This is a genomic window from Clostridium sp. AWRP, assembly GCF_004006395.2.
In the GTDB taxonomy this organism is placed as follows: Bacteria; Bacillota; Clostridia; order Clostridiales; family Clostridiaceae; genus Clostridium_B.
The window spans coordinates 289,684-302,018 of record NZ_CP029758.2; the positions used below are offsets into that span (position 1 = coordinate 289,684).

Here is a 12,335-nt window from a genome sequence, read left to right on the forward strand (position 1 = left end):
ATGAATATAAGCTTAGAAATTGGTATAGGATAATAATAAGGTTAATGAATGAAAATTTTATTCATAAAGTTGATTTGCATTACAAATGATTAACATAAAATTAGTAATTGGGTGTAAAAAAGTAAATTATACAATATGCAAATAACTACAATGAATTATTACATATATATTTAATTAATATCTGAAATTGTTACATATAAAATTATAATAGACTTAAATAGAAGCATGGCAAAAGTTATATTAAATCAATATAGATATGAAAAGCCCTATGTAAAAAATACAAGTAGAAAAATGTTGAAATTATAGATAATTTCTTTGACACACTTGTGGATTTGGTAATATAATTACGTTGTATATATCTTTCGCTTAGGGTAATAGGAGGTATTAATTTGTATATGTCAAATTCTAAAAGATTGGTGGTAAACCTCTCAGAAACACTATACAATGAATTTAACAAAGCACTTAAAGAAGATTGCAAAAAAAGAAGTGAATTTATTAGGGAAGTTATCATATTATATATTAATGAGAAAAAAAGGTTAAATAGAATATCAGAAATGGAAAAAGGATATAGGGAAATGGCGCAGCTTAATCTTGAATTCGCAGAAATGGGCTTTGCAAGTGACATAAAGGAATTAAAAGAATATGAAGCGAAGCTTTCGGAGAGTGATTTGTCAGATGACAACAGTAGTGAAAAGAGGAGATATATTTTATGCTGATTTGAGCCCAGTAGTTGGGTCTGAACAAGGAGGGGTAAGGCCGGTTATTATCCTACAAAATGATGTAGGTAATAAGTACAGTCCCACTGTAATTGTTGCGGCTATTACTTCTCAGATAAATAAAGCAAAACTACCTACTCATGTTGAAATTTCTTCAGAAGCCTATGGGCTAAATAAAGATTCGGTAGTGCTGCTTGAACAAATAAGAACTTTAGATAAAAGAAGACTAAAGGAAAAAATTGGTCATATGACAGATGTAGATATGAAAAAGGTAGATGGTGCACTTTTAGTGAGTGTAGGACTACAGTAAAGTATTCCAATTTCATCTAATATTTTATGAATTTTATAGTTAATATTGTGAACTATAGGCCCCTGCATCTTAAATGTAGGGGTGAAGTTTTATGGCCAAGATTATATATAAAAATAAAATTTTGTGTTAAAATAATAAGTATAGTTTTTGCTTATATAGCTTAGGAGGTTAAGGGTGTGAAAAAAGACATAGAAGAACTTAAGAAGATTGCTGTAACTATAAGAAAAGACATAATAAAAATGTTAACCGAATCTAGTTCAGGTCATCCAGGTGGTTCATTATCTGCAGTGGAGGTTTTAACCACTTTATATTTTTATGAAATGAATATTAATCCGGAGCAACCTAGAGATTTAAATAGGGATAGATTTGTATTATCAAAAGGACACGCAGCACCTGCATTATATAGTATCCTTGCAAGAAAAGGATATTTTAATGTAGAAGAGTTAAAATCACTTAGAAAGATTGGATCAATGCTTCAAGGACATCCTAATATGAATGAAGTACCAGGAATAGATATGTCTACAGGTTCTTTAGGACAGGGGGTATCTGCAGCTGTAGGAATGGCATTAGCTGGGAAAATGGATAAAAAGGATTACAGAGTTTATACTTTATTAGGTGATGGAGAACTTGAAGAAGGTGAAGTTTGGGAAGCAGCTATGGCTGCAGGACATTATAAACTAGACAATCTTACAGCTTTTGTAGACGCTAATGGACTTCAAATAGACGGACCTTGTGAAGAAGTAATGTCAGCATATCCAATTGGAGATAAGTTTAAGGCATTTAAGTGGAATGTTATAGAAGTAAATGGACATAGTTTTGAAGAACTAATAGATGCTATTGAAAAAGCAAAAACAGTTAAAAACAAACCAACTATGATAGTATGTAAGACTATTAAAGGTAAGGGAGTTTCTTTCATGGAAAATGAAGTTGGCTGGCATGGTTCAGCACCAAATATAGAACAATGTGAGAAAGCATTAGCTGAACTCGGAGGTGAGGAGTAATGTCAAGTAAAATAGCAACTAGAGAAGCTTATGGAAAAGCATTAGTGGAATTGGGAGCTGAAAATAAAAAAGTAGTAGTCCTTGATGCGGATCTTTCAAAATCTACTAAAACTGCTAAGTTCAAAGATGCATATCCAGATAGATTTATGGACATGGGAATAGCAGAAGGTAATATGATGGCAGTAGCAGCAGGTTTGTCTACTTGCGATAAGATACCTTTTGTAAGCACTTTTGCCATGTTTGCAACGGGAAGGGCATTTGAGCAGGTAAGAAATTCTATATGCTATCCTAAATTAAATGTTAAAATATGTGCTACTCATGCTGGTATTACAGTAGGGGAAGATGGAGCATCTCATCAGTCTGTAGAAGATATATCGCTTATGAGAAGTATACCTAATATGACAGTTATATGCCCAAGTGATGCAGTAGAAGCAGAAGCTGCTGTTAAAGCTGTAGCTGAAATGGATGGACCTTGTTATGTAAGACTTGGCAGGTCAGGAGTATCTGTTATAAATGATAATGCAGATTATAAATTTGAAATAGGAAAAGCAGTTCAGCTTAGAGAAGGAAAAGACGCAGTTATTATTGCAACTGGCATAATGGTTGATGCAGCACTGGAAGCATATAATAATCTAGCAGAAGAAGGAATTAAAGTATCAGTTTTAAACATACATACAATAAAACCTATAGACAAGGAAGCAATAATAAATGCAGCAAGGCAAACTGGTGCGGTTATAACTGCAGAAGAACACAGTGTTATAGGGGGACTTGGATCAGCTGTATGTGAAGTTTTAAGTGAAAATTTACCTACTCCAGTAGTAAGGGTAGGCATAAAAGATACTTTTGGTCAAAGTGGAAAACCGGCAGAACTTTTAAAAGCCTATAAACTTACAGCAGATGATATAGTGAAAGCTGTTAAAAAGGGTATAGCTTTAAAATAGCAATTTAGTAGAAGACGATGTTATGATTTGGTATAACATCGTTTTTTTAATAAAAGTAAACTTTAAACCTTAGTTTGTTAATAATAATTTCATATATTTAATTTTTAGTTTCCTACTCCCGTATGATATAATGAACTTTGTAATGTAGCAAGCTGAAAAACTTGTTGAATATAAGGAGAGATTTAAATGATACAGTTCAAAAACGTAAGCAAGGTTTACAATAATAACATATTCGCACTGTCAAATATAAATCTGAAAATTGAAAAAGGGGAATTTGTTTTTTTAGTTGGGCCTAGTGGAGCGGGAAAAACTACTTTTGTAAAGGCACTTTTGAAAGAAGTTCAACCTACATCAGGAGACATTATAGTTAACAATCTCAATATCACAAAATTAAAAAGAAGTAAGATACCTTTATATAGAAGAAAATTAGGAGTAGTTTTTCAAGACTTTAGACTGATACCTACTTTAAATGTTTATGAAAATGTAGCATTTGCAATGAGGGTTATTGAAGCTCATCCAAAAGAAATAAGAAAAAAGGTACCTGTTGTACTTTCTTTAGTTGGATTGGCAAATAAATACAAGTCATTTCCACATGAACTTTCTGGAGGAGAACAACAGAGAATTTCACTGGCAAGGGCTATAGTAAATAACCCATCTATATTAATAGCTGATGAACCTACTGGAAATTTGGACCCAGATACTTCTATGGACATAATGGAAACAATAAACGATATAAATGAGGCTGGAACAACAGTACTAATGGCAACTCATGCAAGCGATATAGTTGATTCTATGAGAAAAAGAGTTATAGCACTGGAAAAAGGTATTATAGTAAGAGATGAGCAAAGGGGTGCATACGGATATGAGGATTAGTACTGTAAGTTTTTCTATTAAGGATGCATTTAGAAATTTAAATAGAAATAAAACTATAAGTATAGCATCTGCAGCTACGGTAGCAGCTACGCTTTTTATTTTCGGTATATATCTACTTGCTATGATGAATATCAAACAAGGTATATTGGAAGTACAATCTAAAGTAGAGGTAAAGATATATCTTCAGGATAATATAACTAGAATTCAGAAGAGAAATATCGAGGATAAAATAAATACTACAGATGGAGTAGTGAATGTAAGTTACGAAACAAAGTCTCAGGCACTAGATAAGTTTAGAGATCAGTTGGGAAAGGAAAATAAGTCTTTAGTAGAGGGACTTGAGAAGGACAATCCAATTCCAAGTGCATACATAGTGAAGGTTTCAGATCCCCAAGTTGTGTCCCAGGTAGTTAAAAATGTACAGGGAATGCCCGGAATATATAGTGTGCAGGATGCCAGAGAAATTGTGGATAAAATTATAGCTATAACTAGAACTATAAAATGGGTAGGAACTATTATATTTATAATATTAATAGGAGTTTCACTATTTTTAATAGGAAATACAATAAAGATAACTGTTTATTCTAGAAGAAAAGAAATAGGGATAATGAAATACATTGGAGCTACAGACTGGTTTATAAGATGGCCTTTTATTATAGAAGGTATTATAATAGGTATTGCAGGGGGAATAGTATCAGATATAATACTTTACTATCTGTATAAAATATTATATGTTAAAGCAGCGTCCTCTCTTGTAATAATGCAGTTAATTAGTCCTATTTATGTAATCACTAGTATTTTGGGAATATTTATTCTGGTGGGTATTATTATAGGTGCTGTAGGAAGTGCACTATCTATTAGAAAATTCTTAGAAGTTTAAATTAGTATAGGATAATTAATTAAATTTTAGAGCTATATAGGGCATGCAGAAGTTTTATTTTTGCATGCCAATTTTATAATAGTTTTACAAATTTATTTTTTTTAGTGTTATAATTATTTAAGATTTACATAAATACTATAATAGTGAATGTTTCAAAAAATGAGGTGAGCAAATTGAATAGCAAGAGAAAATGGATAGGATGGACTATAGCAATTGTACTTATAACAAATATCCTTACAATGTTTGGAACTACAAGTTTTATAACAAGCGCTCAGGGAAATACTGTAGGAAATTTTGGAAAACTATTTGAAATTAGAAGTCAATTATATAAATATTATGATGGACCTATAAACGATTCAACTTTAGTTGAAGGTGCCATTAAGGGAATGACTTCATCGCTAAATGATCCTTATACTGTATTTATGAATAAAAAAGAATTTGAAGATTTTAATGTTCAAACTCAGGGAAATTATAGTGGTGTTGGAATTCAGGTTGCAGCAAAAAATAGCAATATTGTTGTAATGGATGTATTTGATAATTCCCCTTCAAAAAAAGCGGGAATAGTAAAAAATGATATAATTGAGAAAGTAAATGGTACTAGTGTTAGTGGAAAAGATCTAGATAAAGCTGTATCTTTAATGAAGGGTCAGGAGAATACGGAAGTTACGCTGACATTATATAGAGAGAAAAAAGGAAATTTTGATGTAAGAGTTAAAAGGCAGAAAATAGATATTGATACTGTAAAAGGTGAAATGCTGCAGGATAATGTAGGATATATTCAGGTAAGTATGTTTGATGAAAATACTGCAAAAAACTTTAAAGATCAGTTGAACAAATTGAAGAGTCAGGGCATGAAATCATTGATTATAGATTTAAGAGATAATCCAGGTGGAGTTTTAGATCAATGTGTTGATATGGTATCTAATTTTGTACCTAGTGGTAAGGTTATAGTTTCTACAGTTGATAAATACAACAATAGGAAAGAGTATAAATCAAAAGGTGGGGATTTTACCAATTTGCCTTTGACAGTATTGACTAATGGAAATAGTGCCAGTGCATCGGAAATATTTTCAGGAGCCATTAGAGACTATAAAATTGGAACTTTAGTTGGAGAAAAAACCTATGGAAAAGGGGTAGTTCAAACTATACTTGATACAGGAAGTGGCACTGCCCTCAAAGTTACTATATCAAAATATTATACTCCAAATGGGGAAAACATACACAAGAAGGGTATAAAACCTAATGTAGAAGTGATATATCCTGAAGAACTTAAGAAAGCTGCTTATGATAGGAACAAAGATCCTCAATTTAGCAAAGCACTTGAAATAGCAAAAAGCAAAATAAAATAGATTTAAATTCTGACGAACTAGGAAAATGCCTTAAGCAAATATAATTGTATTTGAAGTTTTAAGTTAGACAGATCAGTTCTGTCTAACTTAGTTTATGGAGAGGGGAACTAATTTTAATGATATTATTATATACATTGAAGTCCATAGCTTTTGCATTGACAGAACCGTATTTAATAATTATTTTAGCTGTTCTTGCACTTGTGTTATATAGAAAAAATAAACAGATAACTGTAATGCAAAAGATGATAATTGGAGAAAGAATTAATTCTCCTTTTGAACTTACAATATCACAAATCGTAATAGGAATTTTTGCAGGGATTGTCATTACTACTATTATGTCCTATTTAGGAATAGTTTTTGATGAAAATTCTTCTGTAGATTTAGTATTTTTAGCATCTATAATATTTATGTTTTTTAATCCAAGGTTCATATGTTTTTCTTACTCTGGGGCAGTACTTGGATTCTTAAGTCTTACGATGGCTATATTATCTTCAGAGTTTAACCTTCCAAATTTGAATTTTTTAAAGATAGATGTAGTTGCTCTTATGAGTATGGTAGCTGTAATACATTTTGTAGAGGGAATTTTAATTATATTGGATGGAAAGACAGGATCTATTCCGGTTTTTACAAGTAAAGGTGGCAGCATAATAGGCGGGTTTGCCCTGCGAAGATACTGGATAGTTCCTGTGGCTATATTTTTTATGATTCATGATAAATCTGCAATAGCAAGTTCGTGGCAGGTGTCTCTTCCTGGATGGTGGCCTATAGTAAAAACTTCTATACCGTTTAATATTTTAAAGAATGCAGTTCTTACATTAATGCCATTTTATGCTGTAGTGGGATACAATAGTGTGACTTTTACTAAAAGTGTAAAGGAAAAGAGTCAAATATCTGGTGTTATTGTAATGCTATACGGTATTATTTTATTTGGGTTAGCGCAATTGGCAGTTTTAAATATTGTGTTGAAATTCTTTGTAGTTATATTTGCACCTTTAGCTCATGAAGGAATTATTATCCTGCAGAGGTATTTAGAAAATAGAGGGGCACCTAAATACATAAGCAGCAGTGAAGGGATTATGGTACTTGCCGTGGCACCTAATTCACCTGCAAGTGAAATGGGAATAAAAACTGGAGATTTGTTGATGGAAGTAAATGGTGAAAAAATTGAAAGTGAAGATAGAATAACTGAAATAGTAAGGGAATATTCAAATTTTATTTGGTTTAAAGTAAAAAATGTATCTGGGGCTTTAGAACAGGTTAGCTATAACAAGATGAACAAAGATAAGAGGCTTGGAATAGTTTTTGTACCCAGAAAGGTGCCTAAGGACAGTATGGTTGTAAAGTTTGATAAAAGCCGATTTTCTCAAATGCTAAATGATATGAAAAATAAGGATAAAGATAAAGATAAGGATGATTAGAAAATGGGAGTTTTTAAAATACATTCTAAATTTAAACCTACTGGAGATCAACCCCAAGCTATAGATAGTATAGCGGATGGTGTTTTAAAAGGAAATAAATTTCAAACGTTACTTGGAGTAACTGGGTCCGGTAAGACTTTTACTATGGCCAATATAATAGAAAAAGTACAGAAACCTACATTGGTGCTTGCACATAATAAAACTTTAGCAGCACAGTTATGTTCGGAATTCAGAGATTTCTTCCCCAATAATTCTGTAGAATATTTTGTATCATATTATGATTATTATCAGCCAGAAGCATATATACCTCAGACAGATACTTACATAGAAAAAGATGCATCTATAAATGATGAAATTGATAAATTAAGACATTCTGCTACTTCTGCACTCCTGGAAAGAAAAGATGTAGTTGTAGTGGCATCAGTATCTTGCATTTATGGACTTGGAAACCCTGAAGAATATAAAAAATTAACTTTGTCTCTAAGGCCGGGAATGATAAAAAATAGAGATGAAGTCCTAAAAAAATTAGTAGAAATACAGTATGAAAGAAATGATATAAATTTTGTAAGAGGCACCTTTAGGGTAAAAGGGGATATAGTGGACATATTTCCAGCAGCATCTACAGATCACGCTATAAGGGTAGAGTTCTTTGGAGATGAAATTGATAAGATAAGGGAGTTTGATGTGCTCACAGGAGATACCATTGGACTTAGAAAACATGCAAATATATTTCCAGCATCTCATTTTGCCACTTCAAGAGAAAAAATGGAATTGGCCATAGAAAAGATAGAAGAAGAATTAGAACACAGACTTAAGGAACTTACATCTCAGGATAAATTGCTTGAAGCACAAAGATTAAAACAGAGAACTAATTTTGACATAGAAATGATGAGAGAAGTAGGATATTGTAGTGGAATTGAAAATTATTCTAGAATAATGGATGGAAGAGCTAAGGGAAGTCCGCCACAAACCCTTATTGATTATTTTCCAGATGATTTTTTGCTTTTTATAGACGAAAGTCATGTTACTCTTCCTCAGGTAAAAGCCATGTATGCGGGAGATAGATCCAGGAAAGATTCATTAGTTCAATATGGCTTTAGACTTCCTTCTGCGTATGATAACAGACCTTTAAAGTTTCAAGAATTTGAAAAAAAGATAAATCAGGTTGTATTTGTAAGTGCTACACCTGCAGACTATGAGTTGGAACATTCCGAAAATGTGGCAGAACAAATATTAAGACCTACAGGACTTTTAGATCCTGAAATTGTAGTGAAACCAATTAAAGGACAAATAGATGATTTATATGATAGTATACAAAAAACTATATCAAGAGGATATAGGATACTTGTTACTACACTTACTAAAAAGATGGCAGAAGATTTAACAGATTATTTTAAAGACATGAATGTCAAGGCGAGATATCTTCATTCCAGTATAGCTACTATAGATAGGATGAAGATAATAAGGGATTTGAGAAAGGGAGAATTTGACGTCTTAGTGGGAATTAATCTTCTAAGAGAGGGACTTGATATACCTGAAGTTGCATTAGTTGCAATCTTAGATGCAGATAAGGAAGGTTTTTTAAGGTCAGAAAGATCTCTTATTCAAACTATAGGAAGGGCTGCAAGAAACTCTGAAAGCAAAGTTATAATGTATGCCGATGTTATTACAAAATCTATGGATAAAGCTATAAGTGAAACTAGAAGAAGAAGAAAAATACAAATTGAGTATAATAAGAAGATGGGCATAGTTCCAAAAACAATTAATAAGGCAATTAGAGAAGTTATAGAGTCAACTATGGTTTTGGAAGAAAAAGAAGAATATAATAGTTTAGAAGAGGCAGTAAAGGCGGACAATGAAAAAATAGATGAACTCATTGAAGCTCATGAAAGACAGATGAAAAAGGCAGCAAAAGAACTTAGATTTGAAGAAGCTGCTAAACTAAGAGATACAATACTTAAGTTAAAAAAACAGAAAAATAAATAATATGGATAAAAGAATTAGATAACTAAGGAGTTAAGTTTATGAAAGATAGCATAGTAATAAAAGGTGCTAAAGTTCACAATTTGAAAAATATAAGTTTGACCATACCAAGAGATAAGTTAATAGTTTTTACCGGGCTTTCAGGTTCAGGAAAATCTTCACTAGCATTTGATACCCTTTATGCAGAAGGTCAGAGAAGATACGTTGAATCATTATCTGCATATGCAAGGCAATTCTTGGGCCAGATGGATAAACCAGATGTGGAAGATATAGAAGGCTTGTCACCTGCTATATCTATAGATCAGAAAACTACAAGTAGAAATCCACGTTCTACAGTAGGAACAGTTACAGAGATATATGATTATTTGAGGTTATTGTATGCACGTATAGGGGTACCCCATTGCCCAAAGTGCGGCAAAGAAATAACCCAGCAGACAGTGGATCAAATGGTGGACAAAATTATGGAAATGCCTGAGAGAACGAAGATACAGATACTTTCACCTGTAATAAAGGGAAAAAAGGGAGAACACATAAAGGTACTGGAAAGTATAGTGAAAAATGGTTTTGTAAGAGCTAGAATTGATGGAGAGATAGTAGATCTTCAAGATGAAGAGATAAAATTAGAAAAAAATAAAAAGCATACTATTGAAATAGTAGTAGATAGGTTGGTAATTAAAAGTGAAATAAGAAGCAGACTTGCAGATTCTATAGAAACTTCCTTAAAATTGTCCGATGGAATACTTATTGTAAATATATTGGGCGGGGAGGACATACTTTTTAGTGAAAAATTTGCATGTCCGGAATGTGGTATAAGTATAGGAGAGATCACTCCTAGAACTTTTTCTTTTAACTCACCTTTTGGAAAATGTGATACTTGTGATGGTCTTGGTACCTTGCTTGAGATAGATGAGAATTTAGTAATACCTGATAGGAAAAAGAGTATATTAGAAGGTGCTGTTACAGCCTGGGGAGAAGGAAGTTTAAAGGAAGGTTCCTGGACTTTTAGTATATTAAAGGCTCTTTCGAGTACGTTTAAATTTAAATTAGATACACCTATAGAAAAATTAGATCCTAAAATAGTAGACATATTACTTTATGGATTAAGAGGAGGAAAAATAAGGGTTAAATACAGAAAAGAAAATAGAATGATGGAATTTAATCATTCTTATGAAGGAATAGTTAATACCTTAAAGAGAAGGTATGTTGAGACAAATTCAGACTATATAAAAAAAGAAATAGAAAATTATATGAGTGATAATCCATGTCCAAAATGTAAAGGAGCCAGATTAAAATCTGAGGTATTAGCAATTACGGTGGGAGAAAAAAACATATTTGAGCTGTGTAATATGTCTATAAAAGATGAATTAAAATTTTTTAAGGAGATACGGCTTTCGGAAAAAGATAAGATTATAAGTGACCAAGTATTGAAAGAAATATGTGGTAGGCTGCAATTTTTAATAGATGTAGGATTGGATTATTTGACATTGTCCAGAACTGCCGGAACTTTATCCGGAGGAGAGTCCCAAAGAATAAGACTTGCAACTCAAATAGGTTCAAGTTTGGTTGGAGTACTTTATATATTGGATGAGCCAAGTATAGGCCTTCACCAAAGAGACAACGACAGACTTATAGCTACTTTAAAACATTTAAGAGACATTGGAAATACATTGATAGTAGTAGAACATGATGAGGATACAATGAAACAGTCGGATTTTATAGTAGATATAGGACCGGGAGCGGGAGAACATGGTGGAGAGGTAGTAGCTGCAGGGCCTATTTCGGATATTATAAAATGTGATAGATCCATAACAGGGCAGTATTTGAGCGGAAAGAAGAAAATAGAAATACCTGAACATAGAAGGAAATGTAACGGAAAATATATAAAAGTAATAGGTGCTGCAGAGAACAATTTGAAAAATATAGATGTATCCTTTCCCTTAGGTATATTTACTTGTGTTACCGGTGTATCTGGATCTGGAAAAAGTACTTTGGTAAATGAAATATTATATAAGGCACTACATAAGCAATTAAACAATTCAAAAGATAGGCCTGGACATTATAAAAATATTTTAGGAACAGAAAATGTAGATAAAATTATAAATATAGATCAAAGTCCTATAGGAAGGACTCCGAGATCCAATCCTGCAACTTATACAGGAGTATTTGATATAATAAGGGAAGTGTTTGCAAGTACTTCTGAATCCAAGATGAGAGGATATAAACCTGGACGATTTAGCTTTAATGTAAAAGGAGGAAGATGCGAGGCTTGCAGCGGAGATGGAATAATAAAAATAGAAATGCAATTTTTATCAGATGTATACGTACCTTGTGAAGTTTGTAAGGGAAAAAGATATAATAGAGAGACCCTTCAAGTAAAATATAAAAATAGAAATATTGATGATGTACTAAATATGACTGTAGAAGAAGCATTGAAGTTCTTTGAAAATATACCAAGAATAAAAAATAAACTGCAAACTCTTATGGATGTAGGGTTAGGATATATCAAATTAGGTCAACCTTCCACTCAATTGTCTGGTGGAGAAGCACAGAGAATAAAGCTTGCCCATGAATTATCTAAAAGAAGTACGGGGAAAACAATGTATATACTTGATGAACCTACTACAGGACTTCATATAGATGATGTAAATAAACTTATAAATATACTTCAGAGAATTGTAGATGTAGGTAATACAATTGTGGTTATAGAACACAACTTAGATGTTATAAAGTGTGCGGATTATATCATTGATCTTGGACCTGAAGGTGGAGAAAAAGGAGGAAACATTCTCTGCATGGGTACTCCAGAACAAATATCTGAAAATAAGGGTTCTTACACAGGACAATACTTAAAAAAGATGTTATAA

10 protein-coding genes are annotated in these 12,335 nt (G+C 32.3%); all 10 read left to right on the forward strand.

Annotation, left to right across the window (positions count from 1 at the left end):
- Positions 1-395 precede the first annotated feature (395 nt).
- The 10 genes from DMR38_RS01405 (at position 396) to uvrA (ending at position 12,335) form a co-directional block, all read left to right on the forward strand.
- Entirely contained in the window at positions 396-716 is a 321-nt protein-coding gene (locus DMR38_RS01405) for a hypothetical protein (protein ID WP_029170139.1), read from the forward strand.
- Entirely contained in the window at positions 676-1,026 is a 351-nt protein-coding gene (locus DMR38_RS01410; RefSeq protein ID WP_013236988.1) for a type II toxin-antitoxin system PemK/MazF family toxin, read from the forward strand. Before DMR38_RS01405 ends, DMR38_RS01410 begins: the two co-directional genes overlap by 41 nt.
- Before the next feature lie 176 nt (positions 1,027-1,202).
- Positions 1,203-2,027 carry a transketolase gene (locus DMR38_RS01415; protein WP_127719656.1) on the forward strand — a complete coding sequence of 275 codons (825 nt, stop codon included), beginning with the start codon at positions 1,203-1,205 and terminating at the stop codon, positions 2,025-2,027.
- The gene (locus DMR38_RS01420; protein ID WP_127719657.1) at positions 2,027-2,968 is read left to right on the forward strand and encodes a transketolase family protein; all 942 of its coding nucleotides are present in this window, start codon (positions 2,027-2,029) and stop codon (positions 2,966-2,968) included. The genes DMR38_RS01415 and DMR38_RS01420 overlap by 1 nt, the downstream gene beginning before the upstream one ends.
- Before the next feature lie 186 nt (positions 2,969-3,154).
- On the forward strand, positions 3,155-3,841 hold the full coding sequence (gene ftsE / locus DMR38_RS01425) for a cell division ATP-binding protein FtsE (protein WP_013236991.1): 687 nt from the start codon (positions 3,155-3,157) through the stop codon (positions 3,839-3,841).
- Complete coding sequence (gene ftsX / locus DMR38_RS01430; RefSeq protein ID WP_127719658.1) at positions 3,831-4,721, forward strand: permease-like cell division protein FtsX; 891 nt, start codon at positions 3,831-3,833, stop codon at positions 4,719-4,721. Before ftsE ends, ftsX begins: the two co-directional genes overlap by 11 nt.
- A 173-nt stretch (positions 4,722-4,894) precedes the next feature.
- Entirely contained in the window at positions 4,895-6,070 is a 1,176-nt protein-coding gene (locus tag DMR38_RS01435; RefSeq protein WP_127719659.1) for a S41 family peptidase, read from the forward strand.
- Between the two features lie 116 nt (positions 6,071-6,186).
- Positions 6,187-7,488: a PDZ domain-containing protein gene (locus DMR38_RS01440; RefSeq protein WP_127719660.1), complete on the forward strand. Its 1,302-nt coding sequence runs from the start codon at positions 6,187-6,189 to the stop codon at positions 7,486-7,488.
- Positions 7,489-7,491: 3 nt separating this feature from the next.
- Positions 7,492-9,474, forward strand: a complete 1,983-nt coding sequence (uvrB, locus tag DMR38_RS01445; protein WP_127719661.1) for an excinuclease ABC subunit UvrB — start codon at positions 7,492-7,494, stop codon at positions 9,472-9,474.
- 38 nt (positions 9,475-9,512) lie between these two features.
- Entirely contained in the window at positions 9,513-12,335 is a 2,823-nt protein-coding gene (gene uvrA, locus DMR38_RS01450) for an excinuclease ABC subunit UvrA (RefSeq protein ID WP_127719662.1), read from the forward strand.